13 protein-coding genes and 1 pseudogene are annotated in these 17858 nt (G+C 64.9%); 4 read left to right on the forward strand and 10 right to left on the reverse strand.

Annotated features, from left to right (window positions below; translation table 11 throughout):
- The first annotated feature begins 33 nt into the window (after nt 1-33).
- Nucleotides 34-1341: a solute carrier family 23 protein gene (locus BMW76_RS03535; RefSeq protein ID WP_090862972.1), complete on the forward strand. Its 1308-nt coding sequence runs from the start codon at nt 34-36 to the stop codon at nt 1339-1341.
- 60 nt (nt 1342-1401) lie between these two features.
- On the opposite strand, the gene BMW76_RS03540 is transcribed toward BMW76_RS03535, so the two are convergent.
- Nucleotides 1402-3066, reverse strand: coding sequence for a Na+/H+ antiporter (locus BMW76_RS03540; RefSeq protein ID WP_090862975.1), 1665 nt, complete (start codon nt 3064-3066; stop codon nt 1402-1404).
- 66 nt (nt 3067-3132) lie between these two features.
- Nucleotides 3133-3381 carry a hypothetical protein gene (locus BMW76_RS41620; protein ID WP_218162525.1) on the reverse strand — a complete coding sequence of 83 codons (249 nt, stop codon included), beginning with the start codon at nt 3379-3381 and terminating at the stop codon, nt 3133-3135.
- 84 nt (nt 3382-3465) lie between these two features.
- On the opposite strand from BMW76_RS41620, the gene BMW76_RS03550 reads away from it, so the two are divergent.
- Both BMW76_RS03550 and BMW76_RS03555 read left to right on the forward strand, forming a co-directional pair.
- Entirely contained in the window at nt 3466-4740 is a 1275-nt protein-coding gene (locus tag BMW76_RS03550) for a sensor domain-containing phosphodiesterase (RefSeq protein ID WP_090862982.1), read from the forward strand.
- A 36-nt stretch (nt 4741-4776) separates the two neighbouring features.
- On the forward strand, nt 4777-5481 hold the full coding sequence (locus BMW76_RS03555; RefSeq protein ID WP_090862985.1) for a copper homeostasis protein CutC: 705 nt from the start codon (nt 4777-4779) through the stop codon (nt 5479-5481).
- A gap of 65 nt (nt 5482-5546) precedes the next feature.
- Here the strand turns inward: BMW76_RS03555 and BMW76_RS03560 are convergent, their stop codons facing one another.
- Complete coding sequence (locus BMW76_RS03560) at nt 5547-9140, reverse strand: indolepyruvate ferredoxin oxidoreductase family protein (RefSeq protein WP_090862988.1); 3594 nt, start codon at nt 9138-9140, stop codon at nt 5547-5549.
- A 354-nt stretch (nt 9141-9494) separates the two neighbouring features.
- On the opposite strand from BMW76_RS03560, the pseudogene BMW76_RS03565 reads away from it, so the two are divergent.
- A pseudogene (locus BMW76_RS03565) lies at nt 9495-10111 on the forward strand (glutathione S-transferase family protein).
- Between the two features lie 50 nt (nt 10112-10161).
- Here the strand turns inward: BMW76_RS03565 and BMW76_RS03570 are convergent.
- The 7 genes from BMW76_RS03570 to BMW76_RS03600 all read right to left on the reverse strand — a co-directional run bounded on the left by BMW76_RS03570 (nt 10162) and on the right by BMW76_RS03600 (nt 17596).
- On the reverse strand, nt 10162-11100 hold the full coding sequence (locus BMW76_RS03570; protein WP_090862991.1) for an ion channel: 939 nt from the start codon (nt 11098-11100) through the stop codon (nt 10162-10164).
- A gap of 281 nt (nt 11101-11381) precedes the next feature.
- Nucleotides 11382-11627, reverse strand: coding sequence for a hypothetical protein (locus tag BMW76_RS03575; protein WP_090862994.1), 246 nt, complete (start codon nt 11625-11627; stop codon nt 11382-11384).
- Nucleotides 11628-11729: 102 nt separating this feature from the next.
- Nucleotides 11730-11951: a hypothetical protein gene (locus BMW76_RS03580; RefSeq protein ID WP_087734270.1), complete on the reverse strand. Its 222-nt coding sequence runs from the start codon at nt 11949-11951 to the stop codon at nt 11730-11732.
- A gap of 175 nt (nt 11952-12126) precedes the next feature.
- Nucleotides 12127-13053 (reverse strand): carbohydrate kinase family protein, encoded by a 927-nt coding sequence (locus tag BMW76_RS03585; protein ID WP_090862997.1) that lies wholly within the window; start codon nt 13051-13053, stop codon nt 12127-12129.
- 18 nt (nt 13054-13071) lie between these two features.
- Nucleotides 13072-14346, reverse strand: a complete 1275-nt coding sequence (locus tag BMW76_RS03590; protein ID WP_090863000.1) for an AGE family epimerase/isomerase — start codon at nt 14344-14346, stop codon at nt 13072-13074.
- Nucleotides 14343-15329 carry a LacI family DNA-binding transcriptional regulator gene (locus BMW76_RS03595; RefSeq protein ID WP_090863002.1) on the reverse strand — a complete coding sequence of 329 codons (987 nt, stop codon included), beginning with the start codon at nt 15327-15329 and terminating at the stop codon, nt 14343-14345. The genes BMW76_RS03590 and BMW76_RS03595 overlap by 4 nt, the downstream gene beginning before the upstream one ends.
- Before the next feature lie 428 nt (nt 15330-15757).
- Nucleotides 15758-17596 carry an EAL domain-containing protein gene (locus BMW76_RS03600; RefSeq protein WP_090863587.1) on the reverse strand — a complete coding sequence of 613 codons (1839 nt, stop codon included), beginning with the start codon at nt 17594-17596 and terminating at the stop codon, nt 15758-15760.
- Between the last annotated feature and the right edge of the window lie 262 nt (nt 17597-17858).

Raw genomic sequence — 17858 nt, forward strand, 5'->3', positions numbered from 1 at the left:
AAGATCTACGCCAATAGAGGAGAGCCCCCCGCGATGGCCGATTCCTATTTTCCGCGCTGGCGCGTCCAGCCAAAGGGCGTCGAAGGACGCGTCGTCAACATCGACGAGCGTTTGCCCGGCCCGTCGATGCTCGCGATGGGCGTCCAGCACGTCGTCGCGATGTTCGGCTCGACGGTGCTCGCGCCGCTGCTGATGGGCTTCGATCCCAATCTGTGCATCTTCATGTCGGGTATCGGCACGCTGCTGTTCTTCGTGCTGGTCGGCGGCCGCGTGCCCAGCTATCTCGGTTCGAGCTTCGCGTTCATCGGTCTCGTGATCGCGATTACGGGCTATACGGGCCAAGGGCCGAACCCGAACATTCCCGTTGCGCTCGGCGGGATCATCGCGTGCGGCGTCGCTTACATCATCATCGGGCTGATCGTATCGGCCATCGGCACGGCGTGGATCGAAACGCTGATGCCGCCCGTCGTGACGGGCTCGATCGTCGCGGTGATCGGCCTGAATCTCGCGCCGATCGCCGTCAAGGGCGTGAGCGGCAGCGCGTTCGATTCGTACATGGCGCTCGTGACGGTGTTGTGCGTCGGTGCCGTGGCCGTGTTCGCGCACGGCATGCTGCAGCGTCTGCTGATTCTCGTCGGCCTCTTGATCGCCTACGCGATCTACGCCGTCGTCACGAACGGCATGGGGATGGGCAAGCCGATCGACTTTTCGATCGTCGCCAACGCGTCGTGGTTCGGCATGCCGCATTTCATGGCGCCCGTCTTCAACGGCCAGGCGATGACGCTGCTCGCGCCCGTCGCGGTGATTCTCGTCGCGGAGAACCTCGGGCACATCAAGGCCGTGAGCGCGATGACGGGGCAGAACCTCGACGGCTACATCGGCCGCGCGTTCATCGGCGACGGTCTTGCGACCGTGGTGTCGGGCTTCGCGGGCGGCACGGGCGTGACGACATACGCGGAAAACATCGGCGTGATGGCCGTCACGAAGATCTACTCGACGCTCGTGTTCGTGATCGCCGCCGTGATCGCGCTGGTGCTCGGCTTCTCGCCGAAGTTCGGCGCGGTGATCCAGACGATTCCGGGCCCGGTGCTGGGCGGCGTGTCGATCGTCGTGTTCGGGCTGATCGCGGTGACGGGCGCGCGCATCTGGGTCGTCAACAAGGTCAACTTCTCCGATAACCGCAACCTGATCGTGGCGGCCGTGACGCTCGTGCTCGGCGCAGGCGACTTCTCGCTGAAGCTCGGCGGCTTCGCGCTCGGCGGCATCGGCACGGCGACGTTCGGCGCGATCATTCTTTACGCGCTGCTGCGCCGCAAAGGTCCGCAAGAGCCGGCCGTCTGACGCTTCGTCACTCACCAAAGAACGGGCGCCTCGAGTCTCCCGGCTCACACGCCGCCCGCTTCAGTCTTTCTCTTTGCCGCGCGTAAGCAGTGCCGTCTCCGACAGATCGACTTCGCGCATCAGCTTGTTCATCGTGTCGTCGTTGATCCGCAGCGTGCCGCGCATGTCGAGCAGCGTCGCACGCTCGGCGCGCATCGCCGCGAGCTTCATCTGAAACTCCAGTTCTTCGCTGCGCCGCGCCTTGTCGGCGGGACCGATGTCGTCGTCGAGCGTCGCGAGGCGCCTGCGGTAGATGCCCATCACGCGCGCCGTCACATCGGCGGCATGCGCCGATGCTGCTTCGTCGAGATCGGCCGTCAACGTTTCGTGCAATTCGTCGATCGCGCGAATCGCCGCCTGCGCGGTCTGAATGCGTGCCGCGCGTTCCTCGGCCGCGTGCGGATCGGCGCGGCGTCGCGCGCCGTTCATCAGCAACGGCAAGCCGGCCACGGCCACGACGAGCGACACGAGAATCACGCCCGACGCGATGAAGATCGCGAGATCGCGTCCCGGCAGCGGCTGTCCGTTCGACAACGCGACGGGCAACGACAGCACGCCCGCGAGTGTCACCGCGCCGCGCACGCCCGCGATCGTCATCATCGACACGGTGCGCAGTCCCGGCACCGCGTTCGCGACGCCGTGTTTCGCGGCACCGCGACTCGCGAACCAGCGCAGCAGCCACACCCACACGAAACGCAGCGCGTAGAGCGCGATTGAAACGGCGCCGACATAGAGGATCAGCCGCAGCTCGGAGCCGCTCTCGACGGCATGCGCATCGAGCAGCGCGCGGCCGATGATATGTGGAAGCTGCAGCCCGAGCAGAATGAAGACCATGCCGTTGAAGATGAACTCGATCATCGTCCACGTGACGCTCGCCGGCACGCGCGCCGACGCCGGGCTCGTGCTGGCGAACGTCGAGTAGTTCATCGTCATGCCCGCTGCGACGGCGGCCAGAATGCCAGAGAAGCCGAAGTGCTCGGCGAACAGATACGCGGCGAATGGAATCAGCAGCGTCATCACGACGCCGGGCGCGGGGTCGCCTTCCTCCGTGAGATTGAGAATGCGCGTCGACGCGTAGCTGAACAGCCAGCTAACGGCCGCGCCCGTCGCCAGTCCGCCGAGCGCGATGATCACGAAGCTCACCGATGCATCGCGCAGCGAGAACACGCCCGTCAGCGCGGCGGCCACCGCGAACTTCAACGCGACGAGGCCCGACGCGTCGTTCATCAGCGCTTCGCCTTCGAGGATGTGCATCAGATGCTCGGGCAGCCGGTTGCGGCCCGCGATGCCGGACAGCGCGACGGCGTCCGTCGGCGAGAGCACGGCGGCGAGCGCGAAGGCGACGGGCAGCGGCATCGACGGCACCATCGCGTGAATGAAATAGCCGACGGCGACGACCGTCATAAATACGAGGCCGAGCGCGAGCATCAGGATCGCGCGGCGCTGCATGAAGAACTCGCGCTTGGGTATGCGCCAGCCGTCCGCGAACAGCAGCGGCGGAATGAACAGCATCATGAAGAGCTCGGGATCGAACGTCACATGCAAGCCGAGGCGCGGCCACGCGAGCAGCGCGCCGAATGCGATCTGCACGAGCGGCAACGGCAGCCTGAGCGGCACCAGCCGCACGACGACGCCGGAAGCGGCAACGGCAAGCAGCAGGATTAGAACGGTAAAGACGATTTCCATCGGAAGCGGGATGTGGACAACGGGCGGAAGCGCGCGAAGCTTCGAGGCATAGATCGGAACGGCTCTTCAGAGCGATACCTTCCGAAGCATGACGCGCAAGATCTGGACGCTGCAGTCCGGCGTTTCGATCAGCCCGAAGTTTAGCCCGATCATGTGAATTCCCGCCGCGAACATCGCAAGATAGCCGAAAGCCTCGCGCACCGCGACGGTGCATCGCACGCCCTCGCGCGACGCATACGCACTGCGCGCGGTGCAGCGCCCGATGCAGCTTTCGATGATGCGTGCGCTACCGTGCGCATGGAGCTTGCTTATCATGAGCCGATGACGCACATTTTGAGGACGGACGTCGCGCTTTTGCATTCGCGACGCGCGTACCGGACTCTTGCGTGAGAGGACTGCATGACCATTGCGCAACAGGAAAGAACAGTGGTGCCGCACGGATTCGAGCTCAGCGTGACCTCGGGCCTGCAGCGCTATTCGATACAGCACGGCGACCTGACGCTCACGAGCGTCTTTCAGCCGATATTCAGCCTCTCGCACATGCGCGCTGTGGGCTACGAAGGTCTGCTTCGCGCGCACGACCCGTTCGATCGCGTGGTGTCGCCCGTCGACGTGTTCGGCGAGGCCGCGCGCGTCGGCGAGGTGTTGCACGTCGACAGGCTCGCGCAGTCGCTGCATCTCGAGAACTTCAACGTGCTTGGCGCCGAGCGCGAGTGGCTTTTTCTCAACGTCCATCCGGGCGTGCTGATCGACTCGTATCATTCGGCGGCGCTGCTCGCGAATCTGCGGCGGCTGAACCTGTCGCCGCGACGCATCGTGCTCGAAGTGCTCGAACAGAGCGCGCAGGACATCGAGCGGCTCGCCGATGCCGTGCGCCAGTTTCGCGAGCGCGGCTTCCTGATTGCGCTCGACGATTTCGGCGCGGGCCATTCGAACATCGAGCGCATCTGGCAACTGAATCCCGATATCGTGAAGCTCGACCGCATCATGCTGTCGCAGGCCGCGCATCGCGCGGACATGGCGTCGATCCTGCCGGGGCTCGTCGCGCTGCTGCACGAGGCGGGCAAGCTGGTGTTGATCGAAGGCGTCGAGACGGAGCACGAAGCGCACATGGCGCTCGCCTGTAACGTCGATTTCGTGCAGGGCTTTTACTTCGCACGTCCGCACCCGGGGCTCGCGGACGCGGTGCATGCGACGGCGTGCATCAGCGAGCTGACCGAGCGTTACCAGTCGCAAACGGAGGAGCGCGAGCGGCGCAACGCGTCGCGGCTCGCGCCGTACATTCGCGCATTCGAGCGCGCAGCGGAACGGCTCGCCGCAGGCGAACCGCTCGACGAGGTGTGCTGGAATTTTCTCGCGCTCGATCATGCGGCGCGCTGCTATCTGCTCGACGACAAAGGGCGGCAGGCCGGACGCAACGTGGTGCTGCGCGCCGATCGCGCGACGCACGAAACGCGCTTTCTGCCGCTATCCGATGCGCAGGGCGCGAACTGGCTGCGCCGTCCGTATTTCCGCGCGGCGATCGACGCGCCCGAACGCGTTCACGTGACGCGGCCTTATCTGTCGATCAACGAGGCGGTGCCGTGCGTGACGCTGTCGGTGGCGACTCAGATCGGCAACCGTACCTGTGTGCTGTGCGGCGACATCGACTGGTTCGAGGAGCCGCGCTTCTGAGATCATGTCGCTTTCGTCACGACATGACTCTTTGATATGGCCAGCGAACGTGTGCTGCTCGAAGTGATCGCGACGACGCTCGCGGATGCAAAAGCGGCTGCGCGCGGCGGCGCGGATCGACTCGAACTCGTCACCGCGATGGGCGAGGGCGGGCTGACGCCGAGCATCGGTTTGATCGAGGCGGTGGTGGCGGCTGTGCCGATTCCCGTGAACGTGATCGTGCGGCCGCATAGCCGCTCGTTCGTCTACGAGGCCGGCGATTTCGCCGTGATGCTGCGCGACGTGCGCGCGGCGAAGTCGGCGGGTGCGAATGCCGTCGTGATCGGGATGCTGACGGCGTCGCGCGAAGTGGACCGCGATGGCCTGGCGCGCGTTGTAGAGGCCGCCGACGGCACGCCCATCACGTTTCATCGCGCGTTCGACGAAGCGCGCGATCTGCACGAAGCGTTCGACGTGTTGCTCGGCTTCGATGCCGTCACGAACGTGCTGACGTCGGGCGGCAAGCCTTCCGTGCTCGATGCCACAGCGGAAATCGGCTCGCTCGTGGGGCGCGCCGATCGTACGCATTGCACTGTATTAGCGGGTGCGGGATTGACCGTCGATCGCGTCGCGGATTTCGTGTGCGCGACGCAAGTGGCAGCCGTTCACTTCGGCTCGGGCGTGCGTATCGACGGCAAGGGCCTCGCGCCCGTCGACGAAGAAAAGGTGCGGCGCGTGAGAGTTTTGCTGGACGGCTTGTGATTCATGCTGTCAGCGCTGTCAGCGTGTGCCGCGCCTAAAAACGGCACACGCGTTCGATCATCACATCACTTCGCAACGACCACGGGAATGCCACGCAACGTTCCCGCGCCCTTCGCTTCTTCGAGCGCTGCGTTGACGGCCGCGCCCGTGGCCGCTTCGATATGCAGACGCGCGGCCAGTTCGCGCTCGCTGCGTTTCACCGCTGCGAGATTCGCCAGCTTCACGTGACCATAGCCGCGCACGCGGGCATGCAGATCCGCGAGTTTGACGATGTCGTCGGCGGTGACGTTGTTGAGCATCGCGAACGCACGCTGCATCGTCGTTTCGTAGTCGTTGGAAAGCTCGCGTTCCATCCGCCGTTCGACGGTGCGTCCAAACGGATCGAGCATCGTGCCGCGCAGCCCGCGCCACTTCGACATCACGCCGAACACGGGCCACATCCATTGGCCGAACGTCTTCTTCTGCGGCTTCGCGCCGTGTCTTGCGCGTGAGATCGTCGGCGGCGCGAGATTGAACTTCACGCCGAAGTCCTTGCCTGCAACGCCTTCGAACTGCGCTTCCAACGCCGCGCGGAAAGCGGGATCGCTGTGCAGGCGCGCGACTTCGTATTCGTCCTTCACGGCGAGCAGCCGATAGAACGTCGTCGCAACGGCGCGGCTCAAGCGTTCTGCGTGAGTAGCATCCACTCTGCGCTCAGCCTGACGCGCCGCGTCGACCAGCGCGCGATAACGCTTCACGTATGCCGCGCCGCCATAAGCGAGCAGCCGCGCTTCGCGGTCCGCGATCAACGTATCGAGCGTTTCGAGCGATGCGGCGGGACGCTGTGCAGCATGACGCTGCGACCACAGCGCTTCGAGTCCGGCGGCGTCCGCGGCGGCCATGCGGCCAATCGAGAACGCAAGCTGATTCATCTGCACGGCGACGTTGTTCAGTTCGATCGCGCGCATCATCGCGGCGAACGAAACGGGCACGAGACCAAGTTGCCACGCGAAGCCGAGCATCAGGATGTTCGCGCCGATCGTGTCCCCGAGGAAGCGCGTCGCGAGCGCTTGCGCATCGCACGACGACATACGCTCTTCGCCCGCTGCGTGACGCATCTTGTCGATCAGCGCATCCGCGTGGAGATTCGCGTCCGGGTTCTGCACGAACGACGCATTCGGAATCGCATGCGTATTCACGACGATGCGTGTGCGGCCATGACGCACGGTCTGCAACGCATCGGCGCTCGCGCCGACCACCATGTCGCAGGCGAGCAGCACGTCGGCCTGTTGCGTATCGATGCGGACCTGGTTCAGCCATTCGTCGCGCGCGGCGAAGCGCACGAACGACAGCACCGAGCCGCCTTTCTGCGCGAAGCCCATGAAGTCGAGCACCGACGCGCTCTTGCCTTCGAGATGCGCGGCCATGCTGATCAACGCGCCGACCGTCACGACACCCGTGCCGCCGACGCCCGTCACCAGAATGTCGTACGGCGCGGCGTCGAGATGCGTCGCGGGCAACGGCAATGCATCGACGCCCGCGGCCAGCGCAGCCGCATCGAACGCGACGCCTGCGGCCTTTTTCAGCTTGCCGCCTTCGATCGTCACGAAGCTCGGACAGAAGCCGTTCACGCACGAATAGTCCTTGTTGCACGACGACTGATCGATGCGGCGCTTGCGGCCAAGCGGCGTTTCCACCGGTTCGACGGAAAGGCAGTTCGACTGCACGCCGCAATCGCCGCAGCCTTCGCACACTTCTTCGTTGATGAAGAGGCGCTTGTCGGGATCGGGAAACTCGCCTTTCTTGCGGCGGCGGCGCTTTTCAGCCGCGCACGTCTGGTCGTAGATCAGCACCGTTACGCCGTCGATGTCGCGCAGCTCGCGCTGCACCTTGTCGAGTTCGCTGCGGTGATGGAACGTCGTGCCCTTCGGGAAAAGGCCATGATGGCCGTCGTATTTTTCCGGCTCGTCGCTGACCACGACGAAATGCGACACGCCTTCCGCTTCCACCTGGCGCGCGATCTGCGGCACGGAGATGCTGCCGTCGACGGGCTGGCCGCCCGTCATCGCGACGGCGTCGTTGTAGAGGATCTTGTAGGTGATCGTCGCCTTCGCCGCGACGGCCTGGCGGATCGCGAGAATGCCCGAGTGGAAGTACGTGCCGTCGCCGAGATTCTGGAACACGTGGCGCGTCTTCGTGAACATTGAATGCGCGGCCCAGTCGACGCCTTCGCCGCCCATCTGGATCAGCCCCGTCGTATCGCGTTCCATCCACGAGGCCATGAAGTGACAGCCGATGCCGGCCTGCGCGATCGATCCTTCCGGCACTTTCGTCGATGTGTTGTGCGGGCAGCCCGAGCAGAAATACGGCGTGCGCTTCACGGCATCGGCGGCATTCGACAGGATTTGCGGCGCGACGAGATCGACGACGCGCTCGCGGCGATCGAGCGCGGGCTTGTGCTTCGCGAGCCAGTTTGCGAACACGGGCAGAATGCGCGACGGGCGCAATTCGCCGAGCGACGACAGCAGCATGGAGCCGTCTTCCGCGTGCTTGCCGACGATCATAGGCCGCGCGCCTTCCTTGCGGTTGTACAGATAGTCCTTGATCTGCTGCTCGACGACGGGGCCCTTCTCCTCGATCACGAGCACTTCGGAAAGACCGGACACGAACGCGTCGATGCGCGTCATTTCGAGCGGGAACGACAGGCCCACCTTGTAGATGCGCACACCCGCCTGCTCCAGATCGGCGACGGTGAGATCGAGCCGGCGCAGCACTTCCATCAGGTCGAGATGCGCCTTGCCGCACGTCACGATGCCGATGTTCGCGTGTGGGCTCGGCGCGATCCATTTGTCGATGCTGTTGACGCGCGCGAAGTGACGCACGGCGTCGAGCTTCGCGTGCAGACGCTGTTCGATCGTGAGGCTCGGCAGATCGGGCCAACGGTTGTGCAGGCCGCCGGCGGGCGCCCGAAAGTCTTCGGGCGTCGTCCATTGCGTTTGCAGCGCGTCGAGATCGACCGTCGAGCCCGATTCGACCGTCTCCGAAATCGCCTTGAAGCCGACCCACGCGCCCGAGTAGCGCGACAGCGCCCAGCCGTACAGGCCGAATTCGAGCATGTCCGCGACGTTCGACGGATTCACGACGGGCATATGCCACGCGATCATCGCGAAGTCGCTCTGATGCGGCATCGACGACGACACGCAGCCGTGATCGTCGCCCGCCACGACCAGCACGCCGCCATGCTGCGACGAGCCGTACGCGTTGCCATGCTTGAGCGCATCGCCGGCGCGGTCGACGCCCGGGCCCTTGCCGTACCACATCGCGTACACGCCATCGACGGTGCGCTCCGGGTCCGCCTCGACTCGCTGCGTGCCGAGCACGGCCGTGCCGCCGAGTTCCTCGTTGATTGCGGGCAGAAAGCGCACGTCGTTCGCGTCGAGCAGTTTCTTCGCCTTCCACAACTGCTGGTCGACCATGCCGAGCGGCGAGCCCCGATAGCCGCTGATGAAGCCGGCCGTGTTGAAGTCGCGTGCCTTGTCGAGCTGGCGCTGCATCAGCGCGAGGCGAACGAGCGCCTGCGTGCCCGTCAGGAAGATGCGGCCACGCGTGGCAGTGAGGTTGTCCGAGAGGCGGTAGTCGGCGAGTGCCGGGGTGCCGTCGATGGGCAGACGAGCGGTCATCGTGGAGTCTCCGTTGCTGTTATGCGTTTCGCCGCCGACAAATCGTGCTCGTTGCGCGCTTGTTGCGCGCTCGTTGCCGTCGCAGCGAAAGAGACTCCATTCTTTCGCGTCAATTAGAGAGAATTCTTTCTACTTTTTGCAGTTGATCAATCTGTGCCGAGAGGATTCCTGGCATTCCGCGTTGTTTTGAGATAGATCCACCGCTTCGGTAAAAGCGGCCTTTTTCGATGCTTTACGCGGGGCTTGGCGCGGCAGCTTTTGTCGGGACGCCTGGCCATCCGGACGAGGTTCACACAGCCCGCCGTTGGGTTACGCTATGCCGACCGATGTGCACCGAAGGCATAGGGAGGGGCGATGAAACTGTATTACTGGCCGAAGACGCGGGCTTTCCGCGCGCTGTGGATGCTCGAGGAGATCGGCGCGCCGTATGAACTGGTGCGCGTGAACCTTCGCGCAGGCGAGCAGGACACGACCGATTTCCATCACATCAATCCGATGTGCAAGCTGCCCGCGCTCGACGACGACGGCGTGCAGGTCGCCGAATCGGGCGCGGTGCTGCTGTATCTCGCCGATCGCTTTCCGGAGTCGAAGCTCGGCGCGCCCATCGACGATCCGTTGCGCGGGCGTCTTTTGCAATGGCTTTTCTTCACGCCGGGTTGTCTCGAACCGGCGATGGCCGAAAAGCTGACGGGCGCGTCGGGCAATTCGTTCAGCTTCGGCTGGGGCAATCTGGAACGCGTGAAACTGGCGATCGACACGGCGCTCGACGAAGGCGAATGGCTGCCGGCGAGCGCTTTACGGCCGCCGATCTGCTGCTGGCCAGCACGTTGCAGATCGCGTTCGTCGCGAAGCTGGTCGAAGCGTCGGGGCGGATCGGCGAATACGTCGAGCGGGCTATGGCGCGCGACGCGCACGCGCGGGCGATGGCCGTCGAGCAGCGGGAAATCGACGCGCTGAAGCTGCATCATTGAAATCCGTGCGCTGATCGGGTCGCGCGGGCCGCGCGGTTCGTGCCGAACCGTCAGCCCGTCGGCTGCTGCTGGATCTCGTGTGCCGCAAGCGGCACGACATCGTCGAAATGCGTGTAGTCGATATGGCTCACGCCGTTCTCTTCGCGGATCAGATCGACGAAACGGTGCTGCCAGCGGATGTCGTCGCTGGGCCACGAGAAGCGCGCCTGCATCGTCTGCGAGGTGTTTTCGTCGGAGCCTTCTATCGTAATCAGCAGCGACGCATCCTGTTCGGCGAGGCTCTCGGGCGTTTCGCCATACAGCGGGCTCGCTTCGTCGATCACGTGCATCAGGTTCCAGCCGAGGTAGAACATCGGCTGCTGGTCGCGCACGAGGCCGAGGTCGTAGATCCTGCGCAGCACGTAGCCTTCCGACGACTGCTCGACGCGCATCAGCCGCAGCCGCGCGCGAGCCTCGACGATCACGTTCTGCCTCGCGTTCGCCGTGCGCACCATCAGCGTGGTGCGGCCGTCGATGGGACGCACGATCGCGTAACGCGAGAACATGATCTTGGCGCGCGGGCGCGAGAAGCGCGCGAAGATCAGACCGGTGGCGAGCGCGATGCCCGACATGCCGACGAAGATTTCGAGCGTCGCAATGAGGTGCGCGTATAGCGTCTGCGGATGCATGTCGCCATAGCCGACCGTCGCGAGCGTTTCGACGCTGAAGAAGAACGCGCCCACGAAGCCCTTGGGGTTCTGATTGGCAATCGACGCGCTGCCGAGTTCGTACAGCAATCCGAAGAACGAGTTCAGCAGCAGGAACAGGACGGCGAGCGACACAAAAAAGACGGGCCAGCTGATCGTCAGCGCACGATGGTAGAGGTCCTGCCACACGCGCAGCGGCAGACCGTGCGCGACGACAACATGCGAGCGCATGCGAATCTTCCGGTCGAGGATTCGGCCTTGGTGTTGCGGGTGATCTTTGGAATCGGGCGGGGTCGCGCTCATTCTTGTTCTGCTGACGTGGGTGTTCTGCAGCGTTACGGCGCGCGCGTGCGGCACCCGCTGCCGCGCGTAGTGTAGCGCGTGAATCCGTTCGATACATGTAGCGTTGCCGTCACGCGCAGGGCCGCGTGATGGGGGCGAGCCGTGCTGCCAGGCCCGGTGTGTGGGCACGTCAGAGGAGAACTGCACGCGCCGGGATGCGCGCACGCAGACGACCGCCAGCTCGATCGCCGTGATGCGCGGTTTGTGCAGACCGCGCCAGCCGGCGACACGCGCGCGTCGTGTCAGGGAAATGTCCGCGGCTTCGGCACGCCCGCACCGTGCTCGATATCGGCGACGGCTTGCTGATGCGCCGTCTCGATCGCTTCCGCCTCGGTTGCAAAGCCGGAGTCGCCACCTACCGTGGTCCAGCGCTGCACGGGATGATCGCGATGCCGGATTTCGTACTCCGCGTCCCAGCGCGCACCTTGAAGTTCGAGCGGACGAACGTGTATCGCATACACGCCGTAAAGGAAGAGCGGTTCTGCCATGATCGCCTCCGCCTGTTCAAGTCGAAGAGGGCCATCGGCGCGGCGCGCGGCGGACGCGCCACGTCTGCCTCGATGCATGCATCCCGGTGCATGAGCCAATGCTTATAGTTCGATCTCGCCGAGGATTCTGTGGGCCAGTGCCTTCGCTTCTTCGAGCGCTTCGTCGGCCGTTGCCGAGGTGGCTTCGACTTCGTAGACCGTGTCCTCTGTCTCGTCGCCTTCGTCGCGCGAGAGCGAAACCACGCCCTGATACTTCCCGCCATCCAACGGGCGGGTCGTCGCCGTCGCCGTGTAGAGACCTTTGGTGTAGGTGACGTCCTCCATGATGCATCTCCTGCAAGGGGGAGATTCCATCGTAGCACGCGATTTCGACGCTCACATGTCGATGCTTCGGGGCGTGCGTCCGGCTCTCGCGCGCCGTCGAGCGCCCTTGCACAGACGGGTGAAGTTGCAGGTTCGGCGCGCGTTCCGACGGCTTCTCGCGGCAACTTCTTCCGGATCAATCCTGCAGCAGCGATACCACTTCATCGAGCGTCGGCGAATGCGCGCCCGAGTGACGGCAGGCCGCCGCGCCTGCCGCGAGCGAGAACGCCAGATGCTCTTCCCACTTGCGTTGCGGCGCCGTCATCAGGCTGAACAACAGGCCGCCGATCGACGCGTCGCCCGCGCCGACGGTATCGGCGACGGCCACGCGCGGCGGCTGCGCTTCGACGATGCGCTCGCCGTCGATCAGCGTCGCCTTATCCGAGCCTCGCGTGACGAGCACGATCGCCTTCGGGTTCATTGCGCGCAGTTGCGCGAGGGCGGACGCTTCGTCACCCGTCTTGAACAGCAGGCGTAGATCTTCGTCCGACACCTTGATCAGATCGGCGAGCGACGCCATGTGGCGCAGCGTCGGCTCGTAGCCGTGCTCCATCAGGTTGCGGTAGTTCGGATCGAAGCTGATCTTCACGCCGCGCGCGCGCAGGTCGGCCGCGAGCTTCGCGAGCGTCGCGCCGATCGGCTGGCGCACGAGGCTGATGCAGCCGAAGTGCGCCCACTTCACATGCGACACCCAGCCTTCCGGCAGCTTCGACGGATCGAACGCGAGATCCGCGCTGTTGTCGCCCATGAAGAAGTACGCGGGCGGATGCGTCTGATGCACGACCGCGAGCAGCGGCGCGCGCTCGACGCGCTGCATGAAGCGCATGTCGAGACCGGCGGCCACGCTGGCGTTCCACAGATCGTCGGAGAAGTTGTCGACGCCGAGTGAGCCGGCGCACGCCGTCGGCAGGCCGAGCCGCGCGACGGCGCGCGCGACGTTCCAGCCGGCGCCGCCGGGCACCGACAGCCACGTTGAAGGACCCGTGCGCACGAGATCGGTGAGGATGTCGCCGGCGGATACGAAGTCGGGAAAATCAGCGGGAAATTCGGGGCTTGCGCTCATGATGCTCACCGTACAGGGTTATTCGGACTTGCTCGAAGGCTGCAACGCGGGCTGCAGCCCATGATGCAGCACTTCATAGCATGCGCCCATCGTGTGATAGTCGGTCTTGCCGGCGGGGCTCTTTTCGTCGCTGTACTTGCGGTTGTCGCACGTGAGAATGCGATACCACGCGCCATAGCGATGATCGACGAAGTGCGTCCAGCTATAACGCCAGATCTCGTCGTACCAGTCCCAGAAGCGCTCGTTGCCCGTGCGCTTGCCGAGCAGCGACGCTGTCGCGAACGTTTCGGCCTGAACCCAGAAGTACTTGTCGTGATCGCACACAGTGCGGTCCGGGCCGAAGCCGTAGTAGAGGCCGCCGTGATCGTGGTCCCACGCGTGCGTCATTGCGGCGTCGAACAGCTCGATCGCGCGCGGCAGCAGCCACGGCAGCGGACGATGACGTTCGAGAATCAGCAGCAGCTTCGCCCACTCTGTCTGGTGGCCGGGCTGGAAACCCCACGGACGGAAGATGTTCGAGCTGTCTTCCTCGTTGTAGTGCCAGTCCACCGACCAGTCAGCGTGAAAGTGCTCCCACACGAGCCCTTGCGAGAGCTTCGCCTGGCGCAGCGTGATATTGGTCGCGACGCGCTCCGCGCGGTCGAGGTACACGAGATGGCCGGTCGCTTCGTAGGCGGCGAGCAGCGCCTCCGTCGTGTGCATGTTCGCGTTCTGTCCGCGATAGGTACTCACGCGCCAGTCGGCCGTGGCTTCGTCGGCGTAGAGACCCGTCGCGGCGTCCCAGAAGCGGTGCTCCATCAGCTCGAACGTCGCGGCGATCATCGGCTTCGCTTCTTCGATGCCCGCCATTGCCGCGTGTGAATACGCGAGCAGCACGAACGCGAGACCGTAGCAGTGGCGCGTCGCGTCGAGCGTGCGCCTGTGGCCGTCGCGCCAGTCGATCTCCCAGTCGTAGCCCTGATGATGCGGGTCCCAGTGGCCGTCGCGCAGGAACTTCAGGCCATGCTGGGCGTATTCCAGATGTTGCGGATCGCCGAACTGACGGTACGCCATCGCATAGTTGAAGACGTAGCGGCAACTGCTGACGAGATGGCGCGTCGCGCGGTTGTAGATCGTGCCGTCGTCGCGAAAGAAGTGGAAGAAACCGCCGCTCGGGTCGAGCACGTTCGGCGCGTAGAAGCGCAGCGTGTCCTCGATGTGCGACAGCAGGAAAGCGCTGTCGCGGAAGTTGGAGACGGGCGGCGCCTTGTGGTTGGCGTTGTCGTTCGAAAGAGTCGTGTCGGGTTGTTTCATGGCGTATTCACCGAAGTGCTGGCACGGACAACGAGTTGGACGGGTACGCGAATATCGAGTGCGGACGGCGCATCTTCGAGCAGGAGTTCGACGCCGCGTCGGCCGAGCGCTTCCTTGTCGACGGCGATCGTCGTGAGGGGCGGGCGCGCATGCGCGGCGGCGGGAATGTCGTCGAAGCCGACGATCGCGATGTCTTCGGGCACGCGCAGGCCGCGCGCGAGACACACGCGCAGCGCGGCGAGCGCGGCGAGATCGTTGTACGCGAAGACGGCGTCGGGGCGCGGGCCGGGGCGATCGAGCAGCTGCTCCATCGCAAGTGCGGCGCCTGCGTCGGGGTCGAGGCCCGCGTCGATCGTGACTTCGAGCGACGGATCGAACAGCAGTCCCGCTTCGAAGAACGCGCGCCGGTAGCCGAGCGCGCGCTGCGCGATGCTGTAGTGCGCGAGCGAGCCGCCGATGAACGCGACGCGCGTGCGCTTCTGCGCGAACAGATGTTGCATCGCGAGCGCGGCGCCCGCCTGGTTGTCGAGATTCACCGAGCGCAGATTCGGCGCCCACAGATCGATCAGCACGAGCGGGCGCTGCATCGCGGCGAGCGTCGCGAGCGTTTCCGGCTCGACGAAGCCCGCGACGGCGATCGCATCCGGCGCGTGCAGGCGCATCTGCTGGACGACGTCTTCTGTCGGACCCGCCGTCAGCACGGACGGAACGATGCCGCGCTCGCGGCAGGCGTCTTCGACGCCGTGCAGCACATGGGAGAAGAACGGGCTGACCGCGAAGTTGTTGTGATGCCGATGCAGCAGGAACGTGAGCCGGCGAATGCGCGGGCGCAATTGCGCGGAGTCGTATCCGAGCCGGCGCGCCGTTTCGACGATGCGCTCGCGCGTCGATTCCGACAGGCCCGGCTGGTTCTTCAGCGCTCGGGAGACCGTGCCGATCGATACGCTGGCTGCGCGGGCGACGTCGCGGATCGTTGTAGCCATCGAGAGAAGCGGCCGCGCACAGACGCGCCGCAGCGAAGTCCAAGTTCGGGTGATTGTATAGTAAAACGCTGCGGGAAAACCCCCATCAGCGGGCTTTAGATACGCGTAGATACCCGTAGATAGGCTTACTGGAGGCTAAATGTTTGTTTAGTAAAATTCACTAAACGATTCTTCGAATCGCCGATTGGCGCGGCCCGCCGGATATTCCGACGGCAGTATGCGTGCGCGGTGGACCGGGCTTGTCACTGGCTCGATGCGAGACGAATCAGGGAATGGGGGAGCGGGCAGTCGGCACCTTGCCTGAAGGTGACTGCTCGTGATGACAGAAGAATGTCGGCCGAATGGATGTCGGCTCGATAGGGCCGTCGCGTCGGGCGCGGGCTGCCTGCGGCGACGCTTTGACGCGAAAAGTCAGCCGGCTTCGAAGCTCAGTCGACGGCGGCCGCCGTCCGTCCTCGCAGCAGCGCCTCGCTTTCCTCGAATCCGATCAGCACGAGGCCGGACGCCTCGCTCTTCGCGCGGCGTTTGGCGAGCGCCGCGACCGAGGCGATGTCCTCGCTGCTATGTAGCTGTTTGCCTGTCTGCGGCTCGACGTGCACGCAGCCGATCGCCATTGTCACGAAGCCGAAGAACGTTGGATTGCCGCGGCGGTCCTCGCCGTGGATGCCGCCCGCCAGCCGGTCCGCGGGTGCGTAGAAGCGCTGCGCGCCTTCGTTGAAGACGTGGATCGCGCGTTGCGCGCGCTCGCGCCAGTCTTCGCTCTGGAACAGGATCAGGAAGTCGTCGCCGCCGACATGCCCGAGAAAGTCGCGCGTCGGATCGCAGACCTCCGCCAGCACGTGCGCCGCGAACTTCAGCACTTCGTCGCCTTGCCAGTAGCCGTACTGGTCGTTGAAAGGCTTGAAGTGATTCAGGTCCACGTAGCACGCGTAAAAGCCCGAGTCGTTGCCGAGCAGGCGCCCGATGTGCGAGCTGATGGGAATGTTGCCCGGCAAGAAGGTGAGCGGATTCGCGTAGCGGGCCGCCTCGATGCGCACTTCCGTCACCGCGCGCACGAGGCTCTCGCCCGTGCCGAGGCCGACGTACCGGCCCTGGTCGGTGATCACGAAGCCATCAGCGAGGTAGCGCTGGTCGTCGCTGGCCAGCAGCTTCGCCATGTCCTCGACTGTCATCGACTTTTCGATCACGACGGGCGACGCGTTCGCGAACAGCATGCACGGCCGCTTGCCGAAGAGCTCGCGGTGATAGGGCAGCGCGTAGCGGTCCATGAACGCGCGGCGGTTGATCAGCGCGACAGGCTCGTTCTGCTCGACGACGGCGACGGCATGCAGGTTCGGCATCCGGTTGAAGAGATCGAGGACGTCGTTGTTCGTCGCGTGCCGTGGCAGCGCCGGCGCGTGCATGATCATTTTCGCGGACGCCATGCCACCCGAAGGCGATGCGCTGACCGCACGCGTCGCTTCGGGGAACACGGCGATGTGGCCGGCGCGCAGTGCTTCGCGGGCGTCGTCGGCGACGGCGCGCGGCGGGCGCGCATGCGGCTTGCCGAAGAAATAGCCCTGTCCGCAGCCGATGCCCATGTCCCGCACGACGATCAGATCCGCTTCCTTTTCGATGCCCTCGGCCACGAGCCTCGCGCCGCTCGCCGCGGCGAAATGCTGCATCGCCTTGACGGCTTCGAACTTGAGCGGATCGCACGCGATGTCGTGGATGAAGAAGCGGTCGATCTTCACGACGTCCGGCTGCAGGCGCACCCACAGATTCATGCTCGCGTTCGCCGTGCCGTAATCGTCCAGCGCGAACTGCGCGCCCGCCATGCGCAAGATGGAGATCGCGGGCAGAAAGCTGGTGACGTCGGGGATCGCGCTCTGCTCGGTCAGCTCGATCACGATGCGCTCGGCGTCGACGCCCATGTTTCGCAACATCACGAACGTGCCGTCGCGGTCGTCGGCCAACTGGCGGATCGCGCCCGCGCTGAAGTTCAGAAACAGCTTGCCTTCGTACGCGAGCTGCGCGAACGCCTCGATGCAGGTGCGCGCGGCCGCGCGTTCCAGCGCGATCACGCTGCCTTCGGCTTCAGCTCGAGCGAACAGCGCGTACGGCGTTTCGAGCGGCGTGCCGGCCGGTCCGCGAATCAGGCCCTCATAGCCGAGAATGGCGCCGTCGTCGAAATCGACGATGGGCTGGAAGACGGCAGACAGGTCGCGCCGTGCGATCAGGTCTTCGATGCGCGGCGCTACGGTTGGGGAAGACGAGCGTTGGGACATGACAAACGACCGGAGCATTCGACCGTCGGCATATCGGCATTATTCATACGGAATTAAGTGAATTTTTAGTGACAGTCGACGCCGCGTGCAATGCGCGACGGAAACGCTTTCACGGCTGAAAAAAAGGTGCGCAAAGGTCGTGATCCTGTGCTTTTGTCCTATGACATTCGGTTGACGCGACAACATGCGGGCGGCGCGCTGAAATAGCGAAACGCCAACGAAAAAGCCGCCCGGAGGCGGCCTTCACGACATGCACTCAGGG

Source organism: Paraburkholderia diazotrophica, from assembly GCF_900108945.1.
GTDB classification, from domain to species: Bacteria; Pseudomonadota; Gammaproteobacteria; order Burkholderiales; family Burkholderiaceae; genus Paraburkholderia; species Paraburkholderia diazotrophica.

Bases quoted from the DNA above. Each gene is read 5' to 3' on its own strand.
- BMW76_RS03575 (WP_090862994.1), bottom strand. From the start codon at position 11,627: ATGGCAGAACCGCTCTTCCTTTACGGCGTGTATGCGATACACGTTCGT.
- BMW76_RS03560 (WP_090862988.1), bottom strand. From the start codon at position 9,140: ATGACCGCTCGTCTGCCCATCGACGGCACCCCGGCACTCGCCGACTAC.
- BMW76_RS03590 (WP_090863000.1), bottom strand. From the start codon at position 14,346: ATGAAACAACCCGACACGACTCTTTCGAACGACAACGCCAACCACAAG.
- BMW76_RS03570 (WP_090862991.1), bottom strand. From the start codon at position 11,100: ATGAGCGCGACCCCGCCCGATTCCAAAGATCACCCGCAACACCAAGGC.
- BMW76_RS03540 (WP_090862975.1), bottom strand. From the start codon at position 3,066: ATGGAAATCGTCTTTACCGTTCTAATCCTGCTGCTTGCCGTTGCCGCT.
- BMW76_RS03555 (WP_090862985.1), top strand. From the start codon at position 4,777: ATGGCCAGCGAACGTGTGCTGCTCGAAGTGATCGCGACGACGCTCGCG.
- BMW76_RS41620 (WP_218162525.1), bottom strand. From the start codon at position 3,381: ATGATAAGCAAGCTCCATGCGCACGGTAGCGCACGCATCATCGAAAGC.
- BMW76_RS03580 (WP_087734270.1), bottom strand. From the start codon at position 11,951: ATGGAGGACGTCACCTACACCAAAGGTCTCTACACGGCGACGGCGACG.
- BMW76_RS03585 (WP_090862997.1), bottom strand. From the start codon at position 13,053: ATGAGCGCAAGCCCCGAATTTCCCGCTGATTTTCCCGACTTCGTATCC.
- BMW76_RS03595 (WP_090863002.1), bottom strand. From the start codon at position 15,329: ATGGCTACAACGATCCGCGACGTCGCCCGCGCAGCCAGCGTATCGATC.
- BMW76_RS03550 (WP_090862982.1), top strand. From the start codon at position 3,466: ATGACCATTGCGCAACAGGAAAGAACAGTGGTGCCGCACGGATTCGAG.
- BMW76_RS03600 (WP_090863587.1), bottom strand. From the start codon at position 17,596: ATGTCCCAACGCTCGTCTTCCCCAACCGTAGCGCCGCGCATCGAAGAC.
- BMW76_RS03535 (WP_090862972.1), top strand. From the start codon at position 34: ATGGCCGATTCCTATTTTCCGCGCTGGCGCGTCCAGCCAAAGGGCGTC.